Source organism: Curtobacterium sp. BRD11, assembly GCF_031844345.1.
In the GTDB taxonomy this organism is placed as follows: Bacteria; Actinomycetota; Actinomycetes; order Actinomycetales; family Microbacteriaceae; genus Curtobacterium.
In genome coordinates, this window is record NZ_JAUZUZ010000001.1 from 846453 (window position 1) to 873297 (window position 26845).

The window sequence follows — 26845 nt, forward strand, 5'->3', positions numbered from 1 at the left end:
CGTGGCGACAGGACTCCGGACGGGCCTGGCAGCCCTGGTCACCGCGCTGTGCCTGGTGCTGACGAGCTGCGCCGGGTCGATGGCATCCGGACCTCCCGACTACACCGGGACGTGGCAGCTCGCCGGGCAGGACGGCTCCGAGCCCGCCCGGTTCGTCGTGTCGGCGGACGGCACCTACACCGCTCGCGGGATCCCGGACGCCCTGGCGTGCCGGACCAGGAACGCCGACACGAGCCCTCCCGGTTGCTCCGAGGGCCGTTCCTCGTCGGACTTCTCCGGGCAGTGGACACTCGCGGACGGCAGCGCACCGGGGATCCGGTTCCGGTTCGCGGACCGCTTCGTCCGCCAGGGGTACCCGACCGATGCCGGACTCGCCTTCTTCACCGGATCGCTCGACGTCCCCCGTCCCGACTTCGTGTTCGTCCGCACACCTGCGCGGTGACCGCGCGGGGCCCGTCCACGGTGGTGCGGGCGGCCCGGGACCGGCTCAGTCGCCGAGCGCCGCCTCGAGGCGCTCGAGCTTCCCGTCGATCTCCCCCGTGTGCCCGGGGCGGATGTCGGCCTTGAGCACGAGGGACACCCGGGTGCCGTACGCACCGACGGCCTCGGTGGCGCGCTTGACGACGTCCATGACCTCGTCCCACTCCCCCTCGACCTCGGTGAACATCGACGAGGTGCGGTTCGGCAGACCGGACTCGCGGACGACGCGCACCGCTGCGGCGACCGCGTCGTGCACGGACCCGTCCGACGATGCCGAGGGACCACCGGACGGAGCAACGGAGAACGCGACGATCATGCGTCCATCCTGCCCCGGTCGACTCCCCCGCGCACCGGCGGCTCGGACACCCGCACCGACGAAGGCTCCGGCGAGCGCCGCGCGAGCCGTACCAGCACGACGACCGCCCACACCAGCACGGCGACCTCGAGGACGTTCCGCACGGTGAGCACGAACACCATCCAGGTGTGCACCGCGAGGAGCTCGTCGTAGAACCCCGGGTAGATCACCTGCGTCAGCAGCGCCAGGGGCAGCACCCCGATCGCGACCGGCAGGAAGCGCCGCGCGCTCGGGTACCCGGCGACGAGCCCCCAGACGACGGGCACGGCGTACCACCCGACGTACTGCGGCGACCCGACCTTGTTCACCGCGATCAGCACCGCGACGAACAGCAGCGCGAGGACCGGTGCCACCTCGGTGCGACGGGCGCCCCGCCGGACCGCGAGCAGCGCGAGGACCACGCCGCCGATGACGAGCACGGCCATCAGCGGCGTCGACAGCGCGGCCGCTGCGTGGGTGCCCCCTCCGGACACCTCGAACGTCAGGATCTCGCGGTCGTAGTAGACGGCCGCTCCGGGGACCCCGAGCGCTGCCGCCCACATGAAGGGTGTCGCGAGCGGCGCCTCGATCTGCATCGCCCGGTCGCTCTGCTCGGTCACGAAGGACAGCAGGTACGGCGCTCCGCCGTAGAGCACGTCGACGAGCACGATCAGCCCGGTCACGACGAGTGCCCCGGTCACGACGGCGCTCCGGTGTCCCCGACGCAGCAGCACCAGCACGCCCACCAACGCAGCCGGCCACACCTTCGTCCAGGCCGCTGCGGTGAAGAGCGCCGACGCGACCACCGGACGGGTCACGACGAAGGCGACGCCGACGAGGGCGATCGCGGTGGCCACGGTGTCGATCCGGCCGAGTGCGATGGGTCCGAGCGCGAGCAGGAACACGAGCCACCACCAGACGACCCGCACGCCGAACGCACGGAACCGCCAGAGGAAGGCACAGGCGACGGCGTCGAGCAGCACCATGAGCGCGAGCCAGCCGGTCGCGATCGCCGCGGTGCCGCCGAGGGCCGCAGCGGCCATCGGCACGAGCGCGAAGACCGGGTACACCCAGTCGGAGTCGACCCCGACCCACGAGTGGTCGATCCGTCCGACCTCGATCCACCGTCGGTAGGTGATGGTGACGTCACCCAGCGGCAGGTTCGGCGCGGTCGTGGCGAGCCACCAGAGCACAGCGTGCACCAGGACGACGACCACGGCGAGCGAGACGCCCTCGACCCACCGGAACCGCTGCTGCACCGTGCGAGCGTAGCGAACCGCTCCACAGGCTCCCCTGAGGAGGACGTGTCACCGTTCCCGGGTGAGCACCGACCCGCGCCAGCGCCCGACCAGCCGCAAGCCCCTCGTCTGGGCGGGGATCGTCCTGCTCGTCGCGGTGCTCGCCGTCGTCGGCGTCGCCGTCGGCACGAACGTGTACACGTCGAGCGAGAACGCGAAGGCGTCGGCGGCGCCCTCGGTCGCCGCGAGCCGCGCCCCGTCGACGCTCGACACGGCCGACCTGTCCGGCGACTGGACCGTGGGCGGCGACTCCGAGGCCGGGTACCGCGTGCACGAGGTCCTCAACGGCTCCGACGTCACCGTGACCGGGCGCACGGACAGCGTCACCGGTTCGGCGCGGGTCGACGGCACGACGATCACCGAGGCGACCGTCACGGTGCAGGTCGCCGACATCGCCACGGACTCCGCGCAGCGCGACTCGTACTTCCGCGACTCCGCCCTCGACGTCTCGGCCTTCCCGCAGGCGACCTTCACGCTCACCGGACCGATCACCGACGCCGTCCCGAGCGGCTCGGGCACGACCGAGGTCCGGGCCGACGGGGAACTCACGCTGCACGGCGTGACGAAGCCGGTCCGCGCCGACCTGCAGATCGGGCTCGACGGCGACGGTGTCGCGGTGTCCGGCACGGTCCCGATCACCTTCTCGGACTTCGGCGTGCAGGCCCGCGACCTCGGCTTCGTGGAGGTCGACGACGCGGGCGCCGTCGAGTTCCTCGTGCACGCCACGCCCGCGTCCTGACGCGTCGGTCGAACGCGACCCCGCCCGGTCACGCAACCCCACGTCCCGACGCGCCCCGCCACCGGCCGGGAGGCACGCCGCCAGCCCGCCCCGCGCCTCCCGTCCGGCAGTGGGTCACGTCGCCGACACCGCACGCGTCGATCGACGCGTGTCACGTCGGACCGTGCGCCCGCATCGGATGCGAACGCATCCTGCGACACCGCACGCGTCGATCGACGGGCGCGATGTCGCACGCCGGCCCGCCTGCGCCCGGCACCCGCGCCCCCATTTGCCCGGCCGCGCGCGCTACCCCCGCGCGTCGCCGTCGACGACCAGGTCCCGGACCACGCCGCTCAGCTGCTCGATCAGGGCCGTCATCGTGAACGGACCACCACGCGACGCCCGCCGGGCCGCCACGCCGTGCACGACCGCGGCGGTCGCGGCCAGGTGCGCCAGGTCCGACGGGGACAGCGACGCACCGGACGCCTCCGCAGCGCCCTGCCGTGCGGCGACGAGCGCCCCGAGCACCCCGCCGAGCACGTCCCCCGCGCCGGCCGCCGCGAGCCACGGCGTGGCCGACGACGCCACGAGCCGGACCGACCCGTCCGGTGTCGCCACGTGCGTGTCCGAGCCCTTGAGGAGGACGACGCTGCCGGTCCGTTCCGCCGCGCGCACCGCAGCCGTCGCCGGATCACGCTCGACGGCCTCGCGTGAGGTCTCGAGCACCGGGGCGAGCTCCCCCGCGTGCGGCGTCAGCACCGCCAGCGGTCCGAGGTCGACCAGCGAGATCGCCCCGGCGTCGACGACCACCGGCACGCCGTCGTCCGAGGCGTGCCGGAACGCGTCGGCGGTGGACGGGTCGAGCTCGTCGAGCGAGTCCGCGGAGATCCCGGAGCCGACGAGCCACGCCTGCACGCGACCGACACCCGAGACGACCTCCGGACGGCGGGCGAGCACGTGGTCGGTGGCACGGTCCGGTCCGACGTAGCGGACCATCCCGACGCCGGTGTGCACCGCTGCGTCGACGCCCATCACCGCCGCCCCCGGGTACCGGTCGGAGCCGGTCGCGACGCCGAGCACACCCCGGCGGTACTTGGTCGACTCGCCGTGCGGAGCGGTGGTCCAGGCAGCGGCGTCGGTCGGGGCGAAGGAGGCGAAGTCGTTCACGACCGCCACGTTACGGTGGAGCGCATGAGCCTGTTCCTGCCCGGTCGCGTGGTGGTCTTCGACTACGGCGAGGTGATCAGCCGGACACCGCACGGCGCGTGGGACGCCCTCGTCGCTATGACCGGCGTACCCGCGGACGAGCTGCTGCCGGTGTACCAGGAGCTGCGACACGACCTCGACCGGGGCGACCTCACGGTGCTCGAGTACTGGCGCGCGATCGCGGCGCGGACCGGCCGGCGGTGGAGCCTCACCGAGATCCACCGCTTCTGGGCGGTCGACTTCACGGGCTGGTTCGAAGTGGACCCCGAGGCGCTGGCGATCGTCGAGGAGCTGCACGCCGCCGGGACCCGGCTCGCCCTGCTGTCCAACGCCGGGCGCGACTTCGGCGACCCGTACCGCTGGTCGCCGATGGGCTCGGTGTTCGAGACGGTCGTGGTCAGTGCCGAGGAGCACGTCCTCAAGCCGGACGCATCCGTCTACCGCACGACGTGCGAGCGCCTGGGAATCACGCCCGAGCAGATGGTGTTCGTCGACAACAGGGCCGAGAACGCCGCCGGTGCAGACGCGATCGGGGCGGTCGGCCACCACTTCACGTCGCCGGCCGGACTGCGGACCTTCCTGCAGGACCTGGCGGCACGGACCGACGAAGGAGCACCCGCGTGACGCACGCCCTGTTCGAACCGATCACCATCCGCGACCTGACCGTCCGCAACCGGCTCTGGGTCTCCCCGATGTGCCAGTACTCGGTCGAGCAGCAGGACGGCGTCCCGACCCCGTGGCACCTCGTGCACCTCGGCGGGTTCGCCAAGGGCGGCGCGGGCGCCGTCGTCGTCGAGGCCGCCGGCGTCGTGCCCGAGGGTCGGATCAGCCCGCAGGACGTCGGCCTGTGGAACGACGAGCAGCGCGACGCCTTCCGGCCGATCGTCGACTTCCTGCACGCGCAGGGCGCCGCCGCCGGCATCCAGCTCGCACACGCCGGGCGCAAGGCATCGACCCACCGCCCCTGGTCCGAGGCCTCGGGCAGCGTGCCGGAGGCCGAGGGCGGCTGGGCGACGGTCGCTCCGTCGGCCGTGGCCTTCGACGGCTACGCGGTGCCGCGCGAGCTCGAGACCGAGGACATCCGCGTCGTGGCGCTCGCGTTCGCCGCGGCCGCTCGCCGCGCGGTCGAGGCCGGCTTCGACCTGGTCGAGCTGCACGCGGCGCACGGGTACCTCCTCCACCAGTTCCTCTCGCCGCTGAGCAACCACCGCACCGACGCCTACGGCGGCTCGCTCGAGAACCGCGCCCGCGCCCTGCTCGAGACGATCGACGCCGTCCGCGCCGAGGTCGGCGAGGGCTTCCCCGTGGTCGTCCGCTTCTCGGCCACCGACTGGGTCGACGGCGGACTCACAGTGGAGGACACCGTGCAGGTCGCCCGCTGGGCTGCCGAGCACGGCGCCGACCTGGCCGACGTCTCCACCGGCGGCAACGTCGCGAAGGCCCCGATCCCGGTCGGGCCCGGCTACCAGGTGCCCTTCGCGGAGACGGTCAAGCGCGAGGCCGGCATCGGCACCATCGCCGTCGGCATGATCTCCACCGCCTTCCAGGCCGAGCAGGTCGTCGCCACCGGCCAGGCCGACGTCGTCATGGTCGGCCGCGAGTTCCTCCGCGACCCGTCCTTCGCCCTGCGCGCCGCCGCCGAGCTCGGCGTGGCGATCGACTACGAGCCGCAGCAGTACCACCGCGCGCGCGTCACGGCGTAGGCCGGCGCACCCAGCGCACCGCGCGCCTCACGACCGGTCACCGACACCGGCCGGGGGCGCGCGGCGTGCGGGCCGGGAGGCACGGCGCGCTCCCTGTACGTCCTCTCGGCTCCGACGCTGCGCACCCGCTACCATGACTCTCACTGTGGACGATCCTCCGAATTCCGTTTCGCCTTCCCACTCATCCGGCGCTCACTCGGTGAGCAGCCCCGCTTCCCGTGCGTCGGGAGGTGGAGAATGAGTCCCCTCGACATCGTCATGCTGGTCGGCGGCATCCTGCTGACCCTCGGTACCGGTGTCTTCGTCGCCTCGGAGTTCGCGCTCGTGAACCTCGACCGCGCCGAGGTCGAGGCCCGGCGCGACCGCGGCGAGTCCGGCCTGGCGCCCGTCATCGCAGCGCTGAAGGTCACGTCGACGCACCTGTCGAGCGCGCAGCTCGGCATCACGCTGACGACCCTGCTGACCGGCTACCTGCTCGAACCCTCGATCGCGACGCTGCTCGAGGCGCCGTTCCTCGCGATGCAGCTGCCAGAGGCACTCGTCGAGACCGTCGGCTCGATCGTGGCGCTCGTCATCGCGACGCTGCTGTCGATGATCCTCGGCGAGCTCGTGCCGAAGAACTTCGCGCTCGCGCTGCCGCTCCAGACCGCGCGGCTCGTCGTGCCGCTGCAGGTCGCCTTCACCACCGTGTTCAAGCCCGCGGTCGCCCTGCTCAACGGCACCGCGAACGCCGTCCTCCGGTCGATGGGCATCGAGCCCCAGGAGGAGCTGTCCGGAGCCCGCAGCGCCGAGGAGCTCAGCTCGCTCCTCCGCCGCTCGGCGTCGGAGGGCTCGCTCGAGCAGGACACGGCGACGCTGCTCCAGCGCACCATCGCGTTCTCCGAGCTCGACGCGAGCGACGTGATGACCCCGCGCCCGCGGCTGTCGACCATCCGGGTCTCGGAGTCGGCGGACGACGTCATCGCGCTCGCGCGCCGCACCGGCTTCAGCCGCTTCCCCGTGATCGAGGAGGACGCGGACGACGTCGTCGGCATCGTGCACGTGAAGCAGGCCGTCGCCGTCCCGCGCGAGAAGCGCCCCGAGGTGCCGGTCGGCGCCCTGATGACCGAGGCCGAGCGCGTGCCCGAGACCATGCCCGGCGACACCCTGCTCGCCGAGGTCCGGAGCCGCGGCTACCAGATGGTGATCGTCGTCGACGAGTACGGCGGCACCGCCGGTGTCGTCACGCTCGAGGACCTCGTCGAGGAGATCGTCGGCGAGGTGTCCGACGAGCACGACCGCGCACGCATCGACGTCGTGCGCTCCCGGAACTGGTTGACCTTCCCCGGACTCCTGCGTCCCGACGAGCTCGAGGACCGCGCCGGCGTGACGGTCCCCGAGGACGGTCCGTACGAGACCGTGGGCGGGTTCATCATGTCCTCCCTCGGACGCCTGCCCGCCGTCGGTGACGAGGTCGCGCTCGACGACGGCGTCTTCCGCGTCGAGCGGTTGGACGGTCGTCGTGTCGACCGCGTCCGCTGGACCCCGACGCACCCCGATCCCGTCCCGACCACCGGCAGCACCGCGACCGCGCAGCGCCCGGCCACCGGGATCATCATCCCCGCCACGAAGGAGGGCTCCCGATGAGCGCCGCGTCCGTCCACGACGGCATGGTCGTCCTCGCCGCCGGAGAGTCCGCGTCGAGCGGCTCCGACTGGTGGGGCATCTTCTGGCTCGTCGTCCTGCTGCTCGGCAACGCGTACTTCGTCGCCGCCGAGTTCGCCGTGATCTCCGCCCGCCGCTCGCAGATCGAGCCGCGCGCCGAGGCCGGGTCGAAGGCCGCCCAGACGACGCTCGCCGCGATGGAGCACGCCACGCGCATGCTCGCCACCACGCAGCTCGGCATCACGGTCTGCTCGCTCCTCATCCTCAACGTGTCCGAGCCGGCCATCCACCACCTGCTCGAGGTCCCGCTCGGACTGACCGGCTGGAGCGTCGAGGTGATCGGCACCGTGGCGTTCGTCTTCACGCTGCTGCTCGTGTCCTTCCTGCACGTCGTGTTCGGCGAGATGGTGCCGAAGAACATCTCGTTCTCGATGCCCGACCGGGCCGCACTGCTGCTCGTCCCGACGCTCTGGTACATCGGCCACGCCCTGCACTGGGTGATCGTCGGCCTGAACGAGACCGCGAACGCCGTGCTCCGTCTGTTCAAGGTCGAGCCGAAGGACGAGGCCGTCAGCGCGTTCACCGTGGAGGAGGTCCAGACGATCGTCGAGCAGTCCCGCCGCGAGGGCACCCTGACGGACGACGGCAAGCTCGCGATGGCGTTCGAGTTCACGGAGAAGAAGGTCAAGGACGTCGCGGTGCCGATGTCCGACCTGGTCACCCTCCCCGAGGACGCCACGCCCGAGGACGTCGAGCGCGCGGTCGCCCAGCGTGGCTTCTCGCGGTACGTGCTCGTCGGCGACGACGGCGACCCGACGGGCTACGTGCACGTCAAGGACGTCATCGACCTGCGTCCGGACGAGTTCGACGTGCCGGTGCCCCCGAAGCGGATCCGGCAGCTCATCTCCCTGTACACGGACATGGACCTCGAGGACGCCCTCGCGACCATGCGTGCGGCAGGCCGTCACGTGGCGCGGGCGTTCGACGCCGAGGGGCGCACGATCGGTGTGCTGTTCCTCGAGGACATCCTCGAGGAACTGGTGGGCACCGTCGAGGACGCGACCCGGCGGCGCTGACCGCACCGGACGACGGACGGGAGGCGCGGTGCCAGCTGGCACCGCGCCTCCCGTCCGCCTGTCGGTCCTGGTCGAGACTCGGCCAGGCGGACACGTTCGGGGCGGTGGGACCGCGAAACTGTCCGTGGAGCCGAGACTCGGGCCAGCGGCCGACCACCCCGCGCCGCTACCAGCTCACGGGGAGCGGCTTGCCCTCCTCGTAGCCGGCGGCCGACTGGATGCCGACGAGCGCCCGCTCGGCGAACTCGGTCAACGAGGACGCGCCCGCGTACGTCGCCGAGCTGCGGATGCCGGTGGTGATCATGTCGAGCAGGTCCTCGACGCTCGGCCGCTCCGGGTCGAGGTAGATCGTCGACCACGAGATGCCCTCGGCGAAGAGCGCCTTGCGGGCCCGCTCGTACGGGTCGAGGCGCTCGAAGCGCTCCCGCACGGCCTTCGCCGACGCCATGCCCCAGCTCTCCTTGTAGGCCTTGCCCGCGGCGTCGCGACGGAGCACGCCGGGCGCCTCGAGCGTGCCGGCGAACCACGAACCGATCATGACGGCGGAGGCTCCGGCGGCCAGGGCGAGTGCCACGTCGCGCGGGTAGCGGACGCCGCCGTCGGCCCAGACGTGTGCGCCGAGCGACCGGGCGGCCGCGGCGGTCTCGAGCACGGCGGAGAACTGCGGGCGACCGACGGCCGTCATCATGCGCGTCGTGCACATCGCGCCCGGTCCGACGCCGACCTTGATGATCGTCGCACCGGCGTCGACGAGGTGCGCGACGGCGTCGGCGGTGACGACGTTGCCGGCGACGATCGGCAGGCCGAGACCCAGCGCCGAGACCGTGCGGAGCGCGCGGAGCATGCCCTCCTGGTGGCCGTGCGCGGTGTCGAGCACGAGCACGTCGACCCCGGCGGCGGCGAGGGCCTTCGCCTTCGCGGCGACGTCGCCGTTGATGCCGACCGCGGCGGCGACCCGCAGGCGACCGTCCCCGTCGACGGCGGGCGTGTAGATGTCGGAGCGGATCGCGCTGGTCTGGCTCGTGGTGCCGACGACCCTGCCGTGCCGGACCACGGGCGCGAAGTCGACCTCGGCGGCGGAGAGCACGTCGTACACGTGCCGCGGGGTACCGGCGTCGTCGGCGTCGATGGCCGTCGAGGGTCCGTGCAGCAGGTCACCGATCGTCGCGTCCGCACCCGCGGTGCCGAGCCGGGCGGCGGGCACGCAGCCGAGGTACTCCCCCGCCCCGTCGCGGACCACGACCCCGCGACCTGCCACCGGCAGCAGCTGCTCGAGCGCCTCGGCGACGGTGGTGTCGGCGCGCATGTCGTAGGCGGTGTCGAAGTCGACCGGCTGCTCCTTGACCCAGCGGATCGCGGCGTCGAGGTCCTGCAGGTGCATGTCCTGCGGCAGCACACCGAGCCCACCGCGGCGGGCGAGGGTCGCGGCGAGCCGCGGGCCGGTCACCGAGTTCATGTTCGCGCTGACGATCGGGATCGTGGCGCCCGTGCCGTCGTTCGTGGCGAGGTCCACGTCGAAGCGGCTCGTCACCCCGGACCGACTCGGCACGAGGAAGACGTCGGAGTAGGTCAGGTCGTGCGTCGGCCGCGTCTCGTAGAACCTCATGGGTGCCACTGTACGGCTCCGCAGCCGCGCGGACACGCGTGCGGGAGGTCTCCCCGGCGCACCGTCGACGCCGGAGCAGGACCCCTGCTACGCGACACCCGTCGTCGGGTCCACCGGTCCGGCGGGCGGCCCCCGTCCCGACACGCGCGAGCACGGCCGGGAGGCGCGGCGCGCGTCCGACGGTCACCGAACGGTCGGCGCGGAACGGCTAGGCTGGCGGCCAGTGCGGAGCAGGGTTGCCTCGCACGACACACACGAGCATCTATCGACGGAGAGTGGGCGATCGGCTGTGTCGAGCCATCTGACGGGTACGGACGAGACCGCGGGCGAATTCGGGGCGAACGAGTGGCTGGTCGACGAGCTCTACGAGCAGTTCGTCGCCGACAAGGAGTCCGTCGACAAGTCGTGGTGGCCCGTGCTCGAGAGCTACCACCGCTCGCAGACCGGGGGCGAGTCCGCCGCCGGCTCGGCGCCCAGCGCACCCGCCCCCGCGCAGTCCTCGTCGCAGTCGACCACGCAGCAGCCCGCCACGGGTGACGCCCCGGGCGAGGCGAAGCCCGCCGGTCCGATCCAGGCGAAGACGACCTCGCGCCAGCCCACCCCGCAGCCGATCCCGGCCGAGGCCAACGACGAGGCCGACGACCACGAGGAGACCCACGAGGACGTGGCGACCCCGCTCCGGGGCATGGCGAAGACGCTGGCCTCGAACATGGACGCCTCGCTCACGGTCCCGACCGCGACCAGCGTCCGGACGATCCCGGCGAAGCTGATGATCGACAACCGCATCGTCATCAACAACCACCTCCGCCGGGCCCGGGGCGGCAAGATCTCCTTCACCCACCTGATCGGGTGGGCGATGGTGCAGGCACTGAAGGACTTCCCGAGCCAGAACGTGTTCTACGAGGAGCGCGACGGCAAGCCCTTCGTGGTGGAGCCCGCGCACGTGAACCTCGGCATCGCGATCGACGTCCCGAAGAAGGACGGCACCCGCTCGCTCCTCGTCCCGAGCATCAAGCGCGCCGAGACCCTCACCTTCGGCCAGTTCCTCGCCGCGTACGAAGACCTCGTCAAGCGCGCCCGCGACAACAAGCTCACGCCGGCCGACTTCCAGGGCACGACGATCTCGCTCACCAACCCGGGCGGCATCGGCACCGTGCACTCGGTCCCGCGCCTGACGAAGGGCCAGGGCTCGATCATCGGCGCCGGTGCGCTCGAGTACCCGGCGCAGTTCCAGGGCTCCGCGACGAAGACCCTGGTCGAGCTCGGCGTCGGCAAGACGATCACGCTGACGAGCACCTACGACCACCGGGTCATCCAGGGCGCCGGCTCGGGCGAGTACCTCAAGAAGGTGCACGAGCGACTCATCGGCGAGCACGGGTTCTACGAGGGCATCTTCTCGGCGCTGCGCATCCCCTACAAGCCCATCCAGTGGGCGAACGACATCAACGTCGACCTGGCCCACCGCGTCAACAAGACGTCGCGCGTGCAGGAGCTCATCAACAGCTTCCGCGTGCGCGGGCACCTGATGGCCGACATCGACCCGCTCGAGTACCGGCAGCGCACCCACCCCGACCTCGAGCTCGAGAACCACGGGCTGACGTTCTGGGACCTCGACCGCGAGTTCGTCACGGGCGGCCTCGCCGGCACCACGACGGCACCCCTGCGCGACGTGCTCGGCATCCTGCGCGACGCCTACTGCCGCACCGTCGGTGTCGAGTACATGCACATCCAGGACCCGGAACAGCGCCGCTGGGTGCAGGGCCACATCGAGGTGCCGTACTCGAAGCCGTCGAAGGACGAGCAGCTCCGCGTCCTCGGCAAGCTCAACGAGGCCGAGGCGTTCGAGACCTTCCTGCAGACGAAGTACGTCGGCCAGAAGCGCTTCTCGCTCGAGGGCGGCGAGTCGACCATCGCGTTCCTCGACACCCTCATCCAGCACGCGGCGGGCGCCGGCCTCGACGAGGTCGCCATCGGCATGGCCCACCGCGGCCGCCTCAACGTGCTGACGAACATCGCCGGCAAGACCTACGGGCAGATCTTCCGCGAGTTCGAGGGGTCGTCGCTCCCGGGTTCCGTGTCCGGTCAGGGCTCCGGCGACGTGAAGTACCACGTCGGCACCGAGGGCGTCTTCCGCGCGTCGGACGGCTCGAGCATCCCCGTCACGATCGCCGCGAACCCGTCACACCTCGAGGCCGTCGACGGCGTGCTCGAGGGCATCGTGCGCGCCAAGCAGGACCGCACCCCGCCCGGCACCTTCGGCGTGCTGCCGGTGCTCGTGCACGGCGACGCGGCCATGGCCGGCCAGGGCGTCGTCGTCGAGACGCTGCAGATGTCGCAGCTCCGCGGCTACCGCACGGGTGGCACGGTGCACCTCGTCATCAACAACCAGGTCGGGTTCACCACGCCCCCGGAGTCCGCGCGCAGCTCGGTGTACTCCACCGACGTGGCGAAGACGATCCAGGCGCCGATCTTCCACGTCAACGGGGACGACCCCGAGGCCGTGGCCCGCGTCGCCGAGCTCGCCTTCGCGTACCGCGAGGAGTTCCACCGTGATGTCGTGATCGACCTGGTCTGCTACCGCCGCCGCGGCCACAACGAGGGCGACGACCCCTCGATGACCCAGCCGCTCATGTACAACCTCATCGAGGCGAAGCGCTCCGTCCGCACCCTGTACACCGAGGCCCTCGTCGGTCGCGGCGACATCACGCAGGAGGAGTACGACGAGGCGCACCGCGACTTCCAGGACCGCCTCGAGCGCGCCTTCGCCGAGACCCACGAGGCGCAGACCGGCACGATGCCCGTCATCACGACGGACGACGACGGCGCCGTGGACGGTCTCGAGCGTCCGACGGCCCAGCGTGACGACGCCGAGGTCGAGGTGCACGAGACGGCGATCTCCGAGGAACTCGTCCGGGCCATCGGCGACGCGCACAGCAACCCGCCCGCCGGCTTCTCGATCCACCCGAAGCTGCAGCAGCTCCTCACGAAGCGCACCGAGATGACCCGCTCCGGCGGCATCGACTGGGCGATGGCGGAACTCATGGCGATCGGGTCGGTGCTGGTCGAGGGCAAGCCCGTCCGGCTCGCCGGCCAGGACGCCCGACGCGGCACCTTCGTGCAGCGCCAGGCGGTCTTCCACGACCGGGTGAACGGGCAGGAGTGGCTGCCGCTCGCCAACGTCGCCGAGGACCAGGCCCGCCTGTACATCTACGACTCGCTGCTCAGCGAGTACGCGGCGATGGCGTTCGAGTACGGCTACTCGGTCGAACGTCCCGAGGCCCTCGTGCTGTGGGAGGCGCAGTTCGGCGACTTCGCGAACGGCGCGCAGACCGTCATCGACGAGTTCATCTCGTCCGCCGAGCAGAAGTGGGGACAGCGCTCCGGTCTGGTGCTCCTGCTCCCCCACGGCTACGAGGGTCAGGGGCCGGACCACTCCTCGGCGCGCATCGAGCGGTACCTGCAGCTCTGCGCCGAGGACAACATGATCGTCGCGCGTCCCTCGACGCCGGCGTCGTGGTTCCACCTGCTCCGTCGCCAGGCGTGGGAGCGCCCGCAGAAGCCGCTCGTCGTCTTCACGCCGAAGGCCATGCTCCGCCTCCGCCAGGCGACGAGCCCGGTCGAGGCCTTCACGAACGGCTCCTTCCACGAGGTGCTCGACGACGACCGCGTGACCGACAAGGCCACGGTGCGCCGCGTCGTGCTGCACTCGGGCAAGGTGCACCACGACCTCCGCGCCGAGCTCGACAAGTCCGGCGCGACCGACGTCGCCCTCGTCCGGTTGGAGCAGCTCGCGCCGCTCCCCCTCGACGAGCTGCTCCGGGTGCTCGCGGGCTACCCGCAGGCCGAGGTCGTCTGGGCACAGGAGGAGCCGGAGAACCAGGGCGCCTGGCCGTTCGTGTGCATGAACCTGTCCCCGCACCTCGACGGTCGACCGCTCTCCGTGGCCTCGCGCCCGGCGAGTGCCGCACCGGCGACGGGCTCGTCGAAGCGCTCCGCGGGTGAGGCCGCCGACGTCGTCCGCAAGGCACTCGGCTGACCCGCCGCGGCCCCTGACGAACGATGCGCCCCGTGGAGACGGGGCGCATCGTTCGTCAGGGGGCGCATCTCCCGGGCACGCAGACGCACCGACGGCGGCGGCAGCAGCGGCAGCCGCACGCGGCACGCAGCAGCACCGACGTGCAGCGCCAGGGGCTGTCCGACGCTACTTCAGCTTCGTGTAGCGGACCCCGGCCTCGTGGTACCCGCGCTTCTGGTAGAACCGGTGCGCGCTGTCCGTGGCGGCGGCGGACACGGCGCTCAGCCGGTGCGCCCCCTGCTCACTCGCCCACGTCTCGAACGTGTCGATGAGCGCGGAACCGGTCCCGAGCCTCCGGGCCGACGGGTCGACCACCAGCAGCAGGAGCTGCGCGGTGGGCTCGTCGCTCGCGTACGACCACGTGACCTGCGCACCCGCCACGGCGACCGCTCGGCCGTCGTCGCCACGGACCAGCCACGTGCGGTGTCCGGCCTCGGGCACGAGCCGTTCCAGCCGTGCGCGCATCGCGGACTCGTCGACGACGTGCCCGAGCAGACGGACGAGGGCGGTGACGTCGGCGACGTCCGTGTCGGACCAGGTGGTGATCGACTCGGCGGTGAGGGTCATGGGGCGACCCTACCCAGCGCCGGCGACGTGTGACGACCGCGGACGGTCGCGCCTAGTGCGTCGCCTGCTCCACGCGGATGCGCGCGAGGATCTCGGTCCGGAGCTGGTCCGGCGCGGTCTCGGCGCAGGCGCGCTTCACCGTCTCCATGAGGACGACGCCCACGCGGTGCTCGCTCGTGCAGTCCTCGCAGGACTCCATGTGCTCGCGGATGTCCGCGGCGTCCTCGCGGCAGAGCTCGTCGTGCAGGAACTCCTCGAGCTCGGCCTTGGCCTTCGAGCAGTCGCAGCCGCTCATCGTGCGTCCTTCCCGTCGGTGCGACCAGCGGCCGCAGTCGTCTTCCGGCCCCGCCCGCGCATCGTCGCCGTCGACGCTGCGTCCGGGACGATGCCGGTCTCGCGTGCGTGGTCCGCCAGGAGCCCGCGGAGGAGCCGGCGTCCACGGTGGAGACGGCTCATGACCGTCCCCACGGGGGTCTTCATGATGTCGGCGATCTCCTGGTAGGAGAAGCCCTCGACGTCCGCGAAGTACACGGCCATCCGGAAGTCCTCGGGGATCGACTGGAGCGCGTCCTTCACGGCCGAGGACGGCAGGTGGTCGATCGCGTCGGCCTCGGCGGAGCGCGCCGAGACGGACTGCGTGACGCTCTCGGCGCCGCCGAGCTGCCAGTCCTCGAGCTCGTCGATCGTGCCCTGGTACGGGTTCCGCTGGTTCTTGCGGTACGTGTTGATGAACGTGTTCGTGAGGATCCGGTAGAGCCACGCCTTGAGGTTCGTGCCCTGACGGAACTGCCGGAACGCCGCGTACGCCTTGACGAAGGTCTCCTGCACCAGGTCCGACGCGTCGGCCGGGTTGCGGGTCATCCGCATCGCGGCGCCGTAGAGCTGGTCCATGAACGGGAGCGCCTGGTCCTCGAACAGGGAGCGCAGTTCGGCCTCGGACACGGTCTTCTCGTCCGCCGGTTCGGCCTCGGGCTCGAGGGCGTCCGCTTCCTCGGACACCGCGTCGAGCTGCGCCTCGGTCTCCTCGACCAGGTCGTGCGGTGCTGCCTGCGGTTCGTCGGTCGTCATCACGGACGAGTCTAGGCCGAGCCCGCCGAGCGAGCCGTCGATCGTCGTCCGCACGGTCGGCAGTGCCCTCCGTGACCGTTCGAGTGTCGCTGTCGCCAATGGTCCTCCCGCGGTGTTCAGTACCCTGGTGAACCGATGGCCCAGTCGACGCATTCCCAGCAGCCCGATCCCTGGATCGCACCCCTCGCCCGCGGACCCCTGCGCGGCGACGTCGCCCTGCCCGGGTCGAAGTCGCTGACGAACCGGGAGCTGGTCCTCGCGGCGCTGGCCGACGGCCCCTCGACCATCCGGCTCCCCCTGCACTCGCGCGACTCCGCCCTGATGGTCGCCGCGCTCCGGCAGCTCGGCGTCGGGATCGACGAGGTCGTCCCCGCGGACGGCACGGCTCCGAACCCGTACGGGCCGGACCTCCGGATCACACCCGCGCCGATGCACGGCGACGTCGCCGTCGACTGCGGGCTGGCCGGCACCGTGATGCGCTTCCTGCCGCCGCTCGCCGCGCTGGCGACCGGCCCCGTGACGGTCGACGGCGACCCGTACGCGCGGAGGCGACCGATGGGCGCGATCATCCGCGCCCTCGCGGACCTCGGGGTCGACGTGACGGACGACGGCGACGGCGCGATGCCGTTCTCGTTCACCGGCACCGGATCGGTCCGCGGGGGCCGTCTCGAGATCGACGCATCGGCGTCGTCGCAGTTCGTGTCCGGGCTGCTGCTGTCGGCGCCCCGCTTCGACGAGGGCCTGCACCTCACCCACGTCGGCGAGCGGCTGCCGAGCCTGCCGCACATCGACATGACCGTCGCGGCGCTCCGCGCTCGAGGTGTCCGCGTGGACCAGCCGACCGTCGGCGAGTGGGTGGTGCACCCGGGCCCGATCGCGGCGCGCGACGTCGTCATCGAGCCCGACCTGTCGAACGCCGCGCCGTTCGCGGCGGCTGCGCTCGTCGCGGGCGGCACCGTCCGGATCCGCACCTGGCCGACCGACACCACGCAGGTCGGTGCCGACCTCGAGACGCTCCTGCCCCTGTGGGGCGCGACCGTCACGCGGGACGGCGACGACCTCGTCTTCGACGGCGGCGTCGGGGTGGCCAGTGGAGCCTCCCTGCCGGGTGTGACGCTCGACCTGTCCCGCGGCGGCGAACTCGCACCGGCGCTCGTCGCGCTGTCGGCCCTGGCCGACGGGCCGAGCGAGATCACCGGGATCGGCCACCTGCGTGGCCACGAGACGGACCGCCTCGCCGCGCTCGCGGCGGACGTGAACCGGTCGGGAGGCTCGGTGCAGGAACTCGACGACGGCCTGCGGATCACGCCCGCCCGCCTCCACGGCGGTGGCTGGGCCGCGTACGACGACCACCGGATGGCGACCGCGGGCGCCCTCGTCGGTCTCGTCGTCGACGGCGTCGCCGTCGACGACGTCGGCTGCACGGCGAAGACGCTGCCGCAGTTCCCCGAGCTCTGGGCGGACCTGGTGGCGACCGGTGCGGACCAGGCTGCGGGCCACCGGGACGGGAGCGTGACGCCGTGAGCTGGTGGGACGACGTCGACGGGGACGACACCGACGAGGACGAGCCGTACGGACAGTACGAGTCGAAGGTGCGGATCCGGCCGAACCCGAAGGGCAACCGGCCCCGCACGAAGACCCGTCCGAACTACGACGACGCCCCGACCGGCTGGGTGACGAACGTCGACCGCGGGCGCTTCGGCGTGCTGGTGTCGGCCGGCCAGGACGACGAGCGGGTGATCACGGCGACGAAGGCCCGGGAGCTCGGCAAGAAGTCGGTCGTGACCGGCGACCGCGTGTCGCTCGCCGGGGACGTCTCGGGCGACGCCGGTTCGCTCGCGCGGATCGTCAAGGTCGCCGAGCGGTCGACCCTGCTCCGACGGAGCGCGGACGACAGCGACGAGGTCGAGCGCGTGATCGTCGCGAACGCCGACCAGATGCTGATCGTCGTCGCGGCGGCAGACCCCGAGCCGCGGCCGCGACTCATCGACCGGTACCTCGTCGCGGCGTTCGACGCCGGCCTGGACCCGGTGCTCTGCATCACGAAGACCGACCTGGCCGACCCGGCACCGTTCCTGGCGCACTTCGCCTGCCTGGACCTCCGGATCGTCACGAGCCGGTCGGACGACGTGCCGTTCGACGCCCTGCACGAGGTGCTCGACGACACGGTGACCGTCACGGTCGGGCACTCCGGCGTCGGCAAGTCGACGCTCGTGAACGCCATCACCGGCTCGACCCGCGCGACCGGCGTGGTCAACGCGGTCACCGGTCGCGGGCGGCACACCTCGTCGTCCTCGATCGCGCTGCGCGTCCGTGACGGTGGGTGGATCATCGACACCCCCGGCGTCCGGTCGTTCGGGCTCGGGCACGTGCAGCCGGAGAACGTCTTCCGGGCCTTCGCGGCGCACGCCGTCCCGGTGCGCGAGCCCGCCGACGGCATCCCGCTCGCGCAGGCGCACGACTGGGAGATCGTCGACCGCGTGCACGACGGGGAGCTCGGGGCGACCGGCGTCGAGCGGCTCGACTCCTTCCGCGCCCTGCTCACCGGCATGGGTGCGGACGACCCCGGCGCGGACTGACCCGAGGCGGGGGTCGTCCCGCGCGTGGGGACCGTCGCGTGCGTGGTGACCGTCGCGTGCGGCGCGGGTGTACCGTTGCCCCTCGTGCCCGAAGTTGCAGAACACAACACAGCCAGACCCGAACCGGTCCACCACGGTGACCACGCGGCGGAGCACCCGTCGCGAGCCGACCGCCCCACGGCGGCGATGGCGGCGGTCCTGCACCCCGAACACCTCGGACGGTCGCTGCGGTCCTTCGGGTCGCACATCCTCGTGCCGCTGTTCCTGGCGGTCGGGATGAGCCTCGCCTACCTCGGCGCGTTCCACGCTCCGACCCCGCACGAGCTCCCGGTCGGGATCGTCGGCCAGGGCCCGGAGGCCCAGGTGTTCGCCCAGACCGTCACCGACGGCTCCGACGGCCGGCTGGTCGCGCACGTCGTCGACTCGACGGCCGAGGCCGAACAGCAGGTCCGGGACCGCGACCTCGCCGCCGTGTACGCCCCGGGGACGGACGGCGCCGTGCTCTACGTCTCCACGGCCGCGAGCGAGACCACCGCGACCGCAGCACAGAAGGTCTTCCTGCCGATCGCGTACGAGCAGCACCTGCCGTTCACCGTGCACGACGTCGTGCCCACCGGTGACGAGGACCCGACCGGCCAGGGACTCTTCTTCCTGCTCGTCGGCCTGAGCGTCGGCGGGTACGCCTCGGCGATCGCCGTCGCCGCGGCGGCCGCGAAGCTCCGCGCGCTCTGGACGGTCGCCGTCGGCGCCGTCACCGCCGGGGTCGTCGCCGGCATCGGTGTCCTGGTCGCCGGACCGCTGTACGGCGTCATCCCGGACCACCGCTGGCAGGTCTTCCTGTTCGCGTGGCTCTACGACGCCGTCATCGTCGCCCTCGGCGTCGGGCTGCACCCGCTGCTCGGGCGGTGGACCACCCCGATCCTGACGATGCTCTTCGTGATGCTCAACTTCACGAGCTCCGGCGGGATCTTCCAGCCGTCGTTCCAGCCCGGCTTCTTCGCGGCGCTCAACACGTTCTGGAGCGGCGCGGCCTGGCTCGGCGCCGCGCAGGACCTCGTGTACTTCCCCGGAGCGTCGCTGACCCGGTCGGTGGTCGTGCTCGTGCTGTGGCTGGTCGTCGCGGTGCTGCTCGGTGTCCTCGTGCACGGGCTCGCCGCACGCCGGACCCGCATCGCCCGCGAGCGCGCGGTGTCGCGCTACGAGGAGGAGCAGGTCGTCGCGGCCTAGGGCGCTAGCCTGACCTCCGTGGACCTCAGCGCCGACCTGGACTTCGCCCGCTCCCTCGCCGACACCGCCGACGCGATCAGCCTCGAGCGGTTCCGCGCCGCCGACCTGCACGTCACGACGAAGGCCGACAGCACGCACGTCACCGACGCCGACCAGGCGGTCGAGCGTGCCCTGCGCGAGCGCCTGGCGGCCGAGCGCCCGGACGACGCGTTCCTGGGCGAGGAGACGACGGCGGACACCGGCGCCGATGCCCTGAGCGAGGGGCACCGGCAGTGGGTGGTCGACCCGATCGACGGCACCGCGAACTACCTGCGGGGCGTGCCGGTCTGGGCGACCCTCATCGCCCTCGCCGTCGACGGCCGCCCGGTGCTCGGCGTCGTCAGCGCCCCGGCGCTCGGCAAGCGCTGGTGGGCCGCGGAGGGGCTCGGCGCGCACTCGACCGACGGACCCCTGCGGGTCTCCGGCGTCACGGCGCTGTCCGAGGCGAGCCTCAGCTACAACAGCATCCAGCAGTGGGACGAGGACGACCGGCTCGACGCCCTCGTCACCCTGTCCCGCAAGGTCTGGCGCACCCGGGCGTACGGCGACATGTGGTCGTACATGCTCGTCGCCGAGGGGGTCCTCGACGTCGCGGGCGAACCCGACCTCAAGCCGTGGGACATCGCGGCCCTCGTGCCGATCGTCGAGGAGGCGGGCGGCCGCTTCACCTCTCTCGACGGCGACCCGGGCCCGTGGCACGGCAGCGCCCTCGCCACGAACGGGCACGTGCACGACGCCGTCGTGGACGTCATCCGGCGTCCGTAGCCCCTGGTCGTCCCGACAGGGGCGGCACCGGGGCAGGGCGGGCGCTGCGCCGCGGTGTACCCCGCTTGTCCCCTGCGCGCGGCCCCGCCGACGGTGCCGGACCCCCGGACGGGGGCAGGGACCCCCCGGACTGGGGCCAGGCGAGTCGGACACTCTGCTGACGAGCACTTCGGTGGCGTCCGATGGGCGGGTTATCGTGCTCACGACTGATCGGACGCACCGGGTTCCCTAGACCCGGACCGTGTCGGGTCCGTCGTCCATTACTCGTCCGAAAACCCTGACCCGAGGGGTGGTCCAGACGATGACTTCATCGTTCCCAGGCGGAACCGAGTGCACCCTCACTCGTCGTCCGCGTCATCTCACCGACAGCCCTGGTGTGCGCTCCGTCGCCGCCTCGCGTCCGTCCGTCGCCACGGTCCCTGCCCGTGACGCCGACCGGATCCCGTCCGTCGCCGTGGTCTCCCGCCGCGCTGCCGACCGGACGCCCACCGCAGTCTCCGTCCCCGGACCCGGAGGCCGGTGAGTCATGGCACTCACCGGTCGCCGTCTCGAGGTCGACCGGATCGCGACCCTCGCTGTACTCCCTCGTGAGTCCGCGATGGTCGTCGTCGGCGACCCTGGTTCCGGGCGCAGCAGCGTCCTCGACGCGGTCGCTGACCGCGTCTCCCTCCCCGTCGTGCGGGTCGGTGTCAACGGGAGCGAGTCCCGCTGGCCCCTGGCCGGCGTGACCTCCCTGTTCACCGCACTCGACGATCCGCGGGCGACCGCCCACATCGCGCACCTGCTGCAGGCCGGTGGCGCGACGAGCGGGCTCGCCGCCGCGCACGACTTCCTCGAGGCCGTGCAGACCCTGACCCTGCCGCCGACGGTCGTCCTGATCGACGACCTCGACCGGATGGACCGCGAGAGCCAGGAGCTCATCGCGTTCCTGGCGGGTCGGCTCGCCGGCACGGCACTGCGCCTGGTCGCAACGGTCCGGACCGTGCCGTCGGACGGGCCGCTCACGGCCCTCCCCGTGCTGCGGCTCGAGCCGCTGGCCGCCGACGTGTCCCTCGCGCTGGCCCGGTCGATGGCACCGGAGGGCGCGAACGACGGCGTCCTCGCGATCCTCGCCGATGCGACGGGCGGCAACCCCGGTGCGCTCCGCGAGCAGTTCGACATGCTCTCGACCGCCCAGCTGACCGGCACCGAGCCGCTCGTGCTGCCGTTGCGCCCGACCGCCACGACCGAGGCCATCGCGGCGCTGACCCTCGACGTGGTCGAGGGTGCCGCCGACACCGACACCGACACCGACGACGCGGGACGTGGTCTGGACGTCCTCGCCCGGCTGTCCCTCGTGCCGGTCGCCAGGACGACCGGATGGGACCGCGACGCCGTCGACGACCTCGCCGACGCCGGGCTCGTCGTCGTGCGCGGCCAGACCGTCACGGTCCGCGACCCGCTGCTGCGGTCGGCGCTGTACTGGCGGATGTCCGCACGCACCCGGCGCACGCTGCACCGTGAGCTCGCCGTGGCGAGCGCCGAGGCGGACGAGCGCGCCGCCGCGTGGCACCGGAGCTTCGTCGACGACGTCCCCGACGTGGTCGCGCTGCTCGACGCCGCCGCGGGCTACGTCGCCGACGGGGCACCGCACGCCGCGGTCGCCCTGGCCGAGCGTGCCCTGCACGTCGGCTCGGGCGGTGAGGACGAGCGGACGGCACTGCTCGCCGTCACCGAGGCGCTGTTCGCACAGCGTCAGCTCGGGCTCGCCGCGCGCTACCTCACCGCGATGCGCCCGTTCCGGCGCGGGTCGGACGAGGTCCGGCGCCTGCGGGTCCTGTACTCCGTGCAGTACCTGCGCGGCGAGACCGTGCACGCGGACGAGCTCCTCGTGCCCGTGGACGCGGAGGCACCCGAAGCCCCCGCGACCGCCGGGCTCCTGGCGATGGTCGCGAGCTTCCGGGCGGAGACGTGGGACCTCGAGCAGGCCCGCGACCTGCTCGCCCGGGTCGAGCAGCTCGGTCCGGTGATCACCCCGCACACCGCGGAGATCGCCGGCGCCGTGCAGTGCCTCGTCGCTGCGCTCGACGGTTCGCTGCCCGCCGACACGGAGCTCTACGACGGACTCTCGACGGCGCGGCTGATGGCGATGTCCGAACCGGCACTCCTGCTCGTGGCACACGCGCTGAGCCTCGCCGAGCGGTACCGGAGCGCACGTCGCGTCTTCGCGCTCGTCGTCGCCCGCGGGCAGGACACCGAGGCCGTGTGGGTCGAGGGAGCCCGCTACCTGTCCGCCGAGAACGAGCTGCGCTCCGGCAACTTCCGGCAGGCCCTCCGCGCGATCGACGCCTGGGAGGCCGGGAGCGCCCTGTCCGCGCAACGGCTCCGCGAGCCGTCGCGGGCGGTCGCGGTCGCGTGGCGCCACTTCGCCGAGGGTCGTTCGCTCGAGGCGCTCGAGGTGGTGGACCGGTGCCTGGCGCTCCGCTCCACGGTGCTGCTCTGGGGCACCACGGCCCGGCTGCACGCACTCCGCGGGCGTGTGCTGCTGCTCGACGGTCGTGTCGACGAGGCGGTGACCGCCCTCGAGGCGGCGGACGCCGTCGGCCGGTCGCTGCGCAACCCGACCGTGCTGCGGCACCTCGGCGACCTGGTCGAGGGCTACGTGCGCCTCGGCCGGATCGACGACGCCCGGAACGCGACGGCCCGGCTCGCGGCCGACCACCACGCCCGGCCGTCCCGCTGGGGCGCGCTCGTGCTGGCCCGCAGCCTGGCGCTCGTCGCCGACGACGCCACCCGTGAGTCGGCGCGTCGACGAGCCCTCGAGCTGTTCCAGCCGCACGACTCGCAGTACGAGCGCGCTCGCACCTTCGCCGCCCTGACGGCGGTGGGCACGGACGCCGAGCGGCCCCGCCTCGGCGCCGCCGCCGCGGCCGCGTACGAGGCGGCCGGTCTGCGACGACCGCTGGCGACGCCCGCGCCGACGGCGGTCATGCCGGCCTTCGGCGTGCCGACGTCGCTGCGGTCCGGACCGGTGCTGTCCGCCCCGGTCCCCGGGTCACCGCGGAGCGCCCCGGACGCGTCGGTGGTGCTCACCCAGCTGACCGCGGAGGAGCGCGCCGTGGTGCAGAAGGTGACCGAGGGCTACCGCAACCGCGAGATCGCCTCGTCGCTGTTCATGTCCCAGCGCACCGTGGAGCTGCGCCTGACGCAGATCTACCGGAAGGTCGGTGCGCGCTCGCGCTCGCACCTCGTCGCGCTGCTCACCTGATCGCGCGACCCGCGGACGCAGGGCGACCGCTCGACGGACGGGAGGCCCGGTACCAGCTGGTACCGGGCCTCCCGTCCGTCACGCCCGACGTCGGACCGCGAGCCGGCTTGCGGGAGTCCGCACCGACGACACGTCGGGTCGCACCGCTCGCGCGGTGAACCGCAAGAGCCGCTGCGCGGTGTTGTCCCGGCGGACCCGCCGGGCGAGGCTCGTGGTGCACCGACCGTCGTGCCCTTCCCGGAAGGGCCCGTCCGCGGATCACGACCGTCCGGTACCCGAACCGCCGACCCTCCCGGTCCGCCCCCGCCTGATCCGCGGGTGGATCGGCCGGGCGACGGACCCGGACCCGCGGCAGACCCGGCGGCGGTCGGTGCCGCTCCCCGGCACCGGGCCGGTCCACCACCCGAACGGACACCGTATGTGCGGCATCATCGCGGCGCGCGTCAGCGACGACGTGACCCCCTTCCTGCTCGACGGTCTCGAACGGCTGGAGTACCGGGGGTACGACTCCGTCGGCGTCGCGGTGCGGACCGCCGCCGGTCGGATCGCCACGGTCCGGTCGGTGTCCCGCGTCGCGGACCTGCGGGCGGACCTCGCTGCACGGGCGGCCGCAGTACCGGCAGAGGACGCCTCGACCGGGCTCGGCATCGGGCACACCCGCTGGGCGACCTGCGGGACGGTGCGCGAGGAGAACGCGCACCCGCACGCCGACTGCTCCGGCCGGATCAGCGTCGTGCACAACGGGACCGTCGAGAACGCGGGACGGTTGCGGGCGACGCTCGAGCAGCAGGGGCACGTGTTCCGGTCCGAGGTCGACTCCGAGGTCATCGGGCACCTGGTCGAGCGTGCACTCCGCGTCGATCCCGACCTCGTGCTCGCGGTGCAGATCGCGACCGCGCAACTGCGGGGCTCCTGGGCGATCGTCGTGCTCGACGCCCGGGACGGCCGCATGGTCGCCGCCGCGAACCGGTCGCCCCTCGTCGTCGCACGCTCGGCACGGGGTGACTTCGTCGCGAGCGACGTCGGCACCATCGCCCGGTGGTGCGAGACCTTCGTGCCGCTCCGGGACGGCGACGTCGTCGAGCTCGGCGAGGCGTGGAGCTGGTCGTCGGAGGGCATCGCCGTGCCCGTGCCCTTCCCCACCCCGTCCCCGTTCGCCACGACCGCGCTCGACGTCGACCTCGGCGACCACCCGGACCACACGGCCAAGGAGATCGCCGAACAGCCCCGGGTCGTCGCCGACCTGCTCGAGCGCGTCCGGCAGCGCACGGCGGACGGCAGCACCTGGACGGGGCTCGGGCTGCCGGCGTTCGATCGGCTCGCCGTGGTGGCCTGCGGGACGTCGCTGCACGCCGGCCAGGTCGTCGCCGGCACCGCGCGCACCCTCGGCGGCGTGCCCACCGACATCGTCGTCGCGAGCGAGGTGGACCACGCCGTCCTCGGTCGCGGCACCCTCGTCGTCGCCATCAGCCAGTCCGGGGAGACCGCGGACGTCCTCCGGGCGCTCGACCGGCTCGACGACCGGTACCCGGTCCTGGCGCTGACGGACGACGTGCACTCGTCCCTCGCCCGCCGAGCCGACGCGGTGCTCGCCTGCCACACCGGCCCCGAGGTCGGGCTCGCCGCGACGAAGACCTTCACGGCGCAGGTGGTCGTCGGCGTGACCGCGGTCCTGTCGGCACTGGTCGCCTCGGGCCGGCTCGAGCCGACCCGCGCCGCAGCCCTGGTCGACGAGCTCTCCGGACTGCCCGAGCGGATGGCGGCCGCCGCCGCGGTCGCAGCCGAGCGCATCCCGCTCCTGGCCGCGACGGTCCGGGACGCGCCCGGGTTCCTGTTCGTCGGCCGCGGGCCCGGGCTGCCCTACGCAGCCGAGGGTGCGCTGAAGGTGGAGGAGCTCGCCTACCGGTGGGCACGGTCCTGCCCCGTCGGTGAGCTCAAGCACGGTCCGCTCGCGCTCGTCGACGACGGCACCCCGGTCGTGGTGGTCGACCACGGGGACCCGCGCATCGCCTCCGCCGTCGCCGAGGTCCGGGCCCGCGGCGGCCTCGTCGTCACGATCGGCGGTGCGGGCTCCGACGTACCGGCGATCGCCGACCGCGCGGAGGCCACCGACCTGGCCTGGGGACGGTCGCTCGCACCCTGGGGTCCGGTCGAGGCGGTCGTGCCCCTGCAGATGCTGGCGCGTGAACTCGCGCTGCAGCTCGGTTGCGCGGTGGACAAGCCCCGCGCCGCCGCGAGGTCGGTGACGGTCGAGTAGCCAGGCACGTGCAGCGCAACCGGGTGACGGTGTTCCTCGTCGTCCTGACCGGCCTCGCGGTCGTCGCGACGGTCGTCGTGGTGGTGCTCGTCGTCGTGGACGCCGTCCACTGACCCGACGGCCCGCGCGGTCAGCGTCCTCTGGGTGGGTGCTGCCATCCTGGCGTCTTGACCGCAGCAGCCCCGCCCCTCGTGTTCGTCGCCGTCCTGGTCGGCGCCGTCCTGCCCGTCGTGCCCCTGGTCGGCCGGGTCGCCCGGATCGCGGCCACCATCGTGCACGAGGTCGGCCACTGCGTCGTCGTGGTGCCGTTCGGCGGACGCATCGACCGGATCGACCTGCACGCCGACGGCTCCGGCGAGGCCTGGGTCCGACTCGGGCGCGTGCCGGCGGCGATCCGCTGGCTGGTCCGGGTCCTCAACCTCTTCGCCGGGTACAGCGCGCCGCTCTGGGCCGGGGTGCTGCTCGTCTCCGGGGTGCTCCAGGGGTCGCGGTGGCTCCCCGTGGTGGTGCTCGCCGTCGTCGGCCTGGTGGCCCTGGCGTTCGTGCGGAACTGGTTCGGCCTGCTCGTCGTGCTCGGCTTCGACGCGCTCGCGCTGTGGGTGGCGGTCCGGCCGTCGGAGGCCACCGTGCTCGTCGTCGCCGCGGTCGGCACCGCGTTCGTGGTGGACGGTCTGCGGTCCCTCGTGCACGTCGCCCGCTGGCTGCTGACCGGCGCCCGGGTGCAGACGGACTTCCACATCGCCGCCGCCGAGATGCGGGTGCCGGCCGTGCTGTGGTTCGTGTTCTTCGTGGCGGTGAACGGTGTGGCGGTGTGGCTCGCCCGGGAGCCGCTCCTCGCCACGTGGGACACCGTCGCCGCCGGGGTGCGCGCACTGTTCTGACCCGGGCCCGAGGTGTCGGCGGGCCGGCGTCGGCAGCCCGGCCGCGCTCCTGCGACATCGCACGCGTCGATCGAC

General features: G+C 72.9%; 21 protein-coding genes. 14 read left to right on the plus strand and 7 right to left on the minus strand.

The features are described from left to right. The first annotated feature begins 1 nt into the window (after position 1). Positions 2-442, plus strand: a complete 441-nt coding sequence (locus tag Q9R28_RS03860) for a hypothetical protein (protein WP_271826030.1) — start codon at positions 2-4, stop codon at positions 440-442. A 45-nt stretch (positions 443-487) separates the two neighbouring features. Here Q9R28_RS03860 and Q9R28_RS03865 read toward each other — a convergent pair whose 3' ends face one another. Further along, entirely contained in the window at positions 488-796 is a 309-nt protein-coding gene (locus Q9R28_RS03865; protein ID WP_111226233.1) for a thiamine-binding protein, read from the minus strand. Then, positions 793-2073 (minus strand): hypothetical protein, encoded by a 1281-nt coding sequence (locus Q9R28_RS03870; RefSeq protein WP_311205503.1) that lies wholly within the window; start codon positions 2071-2073, stop codon positions 793-795. Before Q9R28_RS03870 ends, Q9R28_RS03865 begins: the two co-directional genes overlap by 4 nt. A 61-nt stretch (positions 2074-2134) precedes the next feature. On the opposite strand from Q9R28_RS03870, the gene Q9R28_RS03875 reads away from it, so the two are divergent. Further along, positions 2135-2851: a YceI family protein gene (locus tag Q9R28_RS03875; RefSeq protein ID WP_311205504.1), complete on the plus strand. Its 717-nt coding sequence runs from the start codon at positions 2135-2137 to the stop codon at positions 2849-2851. A 285-nt stretch (positions 2852-3136) separates the two neighbouring features. On the opposite strand, the gene Q9R28_RS03880 is transcribed toward Q9R28_RS03875, so the two are convergent. After that, positions 3137-3997, minus strand: coding sequence for an ADP/ATP-dependent (S)-NAD(P)H-hydrate dehydratase (locus Q9R28_RS03880; RefSeq protein ID WP_311205505.1), 861 nt, complete (start codon positions 3995-3997; stop codon positions 3137-3139). Between the two features lie 24 nt (positions 3998-4021). On the opposite strand from Q9R28_RS03880, the gene Q9R28_RS03885 reads away from it, so the two are divergent. From Q9R28_RS03885 to Q9R28_RS03900, 4 genes are all read left to right on the plus strand, one after another. Further along, positions 4022-4660, plus strand: a complete 639-nt coding sequence (locus tag Q9R28_RS03885; RefSeq protein ID WP_066654754.1) for an HAD family phosphatase — start codon at positions 4022-4024, stop codon at positions 4658-4660. Then, positions 4657-5739: an NADH:flavin oxidoreductase/NADH oxidase gene (locus Q9R28_RS03890; RefSeq protein ID WP_311205506.1), complete on the plus strand. Its 1083-nt coding sequence runs from the start codon at positions 4657-4659 to the stop codon at positions 5737-5739. The genes Q9R28_RS03885 and Q9R28_RS03890 overlap by 4 nt, the downstream gene beginning before the upstream one ends. A 237-nt stretch (positions 5740-5976) precedes the next feature. Then, a complete protein-coding gene (locus Q9R28_RS03895) occupies positions 5977-7365 on the plus strand; it encodes a hemolysin family protein (RefSeq protein ID WP_066654758.1) in 1389 nt (462 codons plus the stop codon). 23 nt (positions 7366-7388) lie between these two features. Then, positions 7389-8459, plus strand: a complete 1071-nt coding sequence (locus Q9R28_RS03900; protein WP_066658342.1) for a hemolysin family protein — start codon at positions 7389-7391, stop codon at positions 8457-8459. A 166-nt stretch (positions 8460-8625) separates the two neighbouring features. On the opposite strand, the gene Q9R28_RS03905 is transcribed toward Q9R28_RS03900, so the two are convergent. Beyond that, positions 8626-10065: a GuaB1 family IMP dehydrogenase-related protein gene (locus Q9R28_RS03905; protein WP_311205507.1), complete on the minus strand. Its 1440-nt coding sequence runs from the start codon at positions 10063-10065 to the stop codon at positions 8626-8628. 289 nt (positions 10066-10354) lie between these two features. On the opposite strand from Q9R28_RS03905, the gene Q9R28_RS03910 reads away from it, so the two are divergent. Beyond that, positions 10355-14101, plus strand: a complete 3747-nt coding sequence (locus Q9R28_RS03910) for a multifunctional oxoglutarate decarboxylase/oxoglutarate dehydrogenase thiamine pyrophosphate-binding subunit/dihydrolipoyllysine-residue succinyltransferase subunit (protein ID WP_311205508.1) — start codon at positions 10355-10357, stop codon at positions 14099-14101. 165 nt (positions 14102-14266) lie between these two features. On the opposite strand, the gene Q9R28_RS03915 is transcribed toward Q9R28_RS03910, so the two are convergent. The 3 genes from Q9R28_RS03915 to Q9R28_RS03925 are packed head-to-tail and all read right to left on the minus strand — an operon-like array spanning position 14267 to position 15775. After that, on the minus strand, positions 14267-14707 hold the full coding sequence (locus Q9R28_RS03915) for a GNAT family N-acetyltransferase (protein WP_066654762.1): 441 nt from the start codon (positions 14705-14707) through the stop codon (positions 14267-14269). A 52-nt stretch (positions 14708-14759) separates the two neighbouring features. Then, complete coding sequence (locus Q9R28_RS03920) at positions 14760-15002, minus strand: zf-HC2 domain-containing protein (RefSeq protein WP_066654764.1); 243 nt, start codon at positions 15000-15002, stop codon at positions 14760-14762. Further along, positions 14999-15775 carry a sigma-70 family RNA polymerase sigma factor gene (locus Q9R28_RS03925; RefSeq protein ID WP_066658348.1) on the minus strand — a complete coding sequence of 259 codons (777 nt, stop codon included), beginning with the start codon at positions 15773-15775 and terminating at the stop codon, positions 14999-15001. The genes Q9R28_RS03920 and Q9R28_RS03925 overlap by 4 nt, the downstream gene beginning before the upstream one ends. Before the next feature lie 135 nt (positions 15776-15910). On the opposite strand from Q9R28_RS03925, the gene aroA reads away from it, so the two are divergent. The 7 genes from aroA to Q9R28_RS03960 all read left to right on the plus strand — a co-directional run bounded on the left by aroA (position 15911) and on the right by Q9R28_RS03960 (position 26770). Next, positions 15911-17299, plus strand: coding sequence for a 3-phosphoshikimate 1-carboxyvinyltransferase (gene aroA / locus Q9R28_RS03930; RefSeq protein WP_311205509.1), 1389 nt, complete (start codon positions 15911-15913; stop codon positions 17297-17299). Beyond that, positions 17296-18354: a ribosome small subunit-dependent GTPase A gene (gene rsgA / locus Q9R28_RS03935; protein WP_209682276.1), complete on the plus strand. Its 1059-nt coding sequence runs from the start codon at positions 17296-17298 to the stop codon at positions 18352-18354. The genes aroA and rsgA overlap by 4 nt, the downstream gene beginning before the upstream one ends. A gap of 84 nt (positions 18355-18438) precedes the next feature. Next, positions 18439-19581 (plus strand): hypothetical protein, encoded by a 1143-nt coding sequence (locus Q9R28_RS03940; RefSeq protein ID WP_311205510.1) that lies wholly within the window; start codon positions 18439-18441, stop codon positions 19579-19581. 18 nt (positions 19582-19599) lie between these two features. Beyond that, positions 19600-20385, plus strand: coding sequence for an inositol monophosphatase family protein (locus Q9R28_RS03945; protein WP_209682271.1), 786 nt, complete (start codon positions 19600-19602; stop codon positions 20383-20385). A 526-nt stretch (positions 20386-20911) separates the two neighbouring features. Next, positions 20912-23632, plus strand: a complete 2721-nt coding sequence (locus Q9R28_RS03950) for a LuxR family transcriptional regulator (RefSeq protein WP_209682268.1) — start codon at positions 20912-20914, stop codon at positions 23630-23632. A 418-nt stretch (positions 23633-24050) separates the two neighbouring features. Next, positions 24051-25889 (plus strand): glutamine--fructose-6-phosphate transaminase (isomerizing), encoded by a 1839-nt coding sequence (gene glmS / locus Q9R28_RS03955; RefSeq protein WP_066654776.1) that lies wholly within the window; start codon positions 24051-24053, stop codon positions 25887-25889. Between the two features lie 167 nt (positions 25890-26056). Further along, on the plus strand, positions 26057-26770 hold the full coding sequence (locus Q9R28_RS03960) for a M50 family metallopeptidase (protein WP_209682263.1): 714 nt from the start codon (positions 26057-26059) through the stop codon (positions 26768-26770). Positions 26771-26845: the final 75 nt, after the last annotated feature.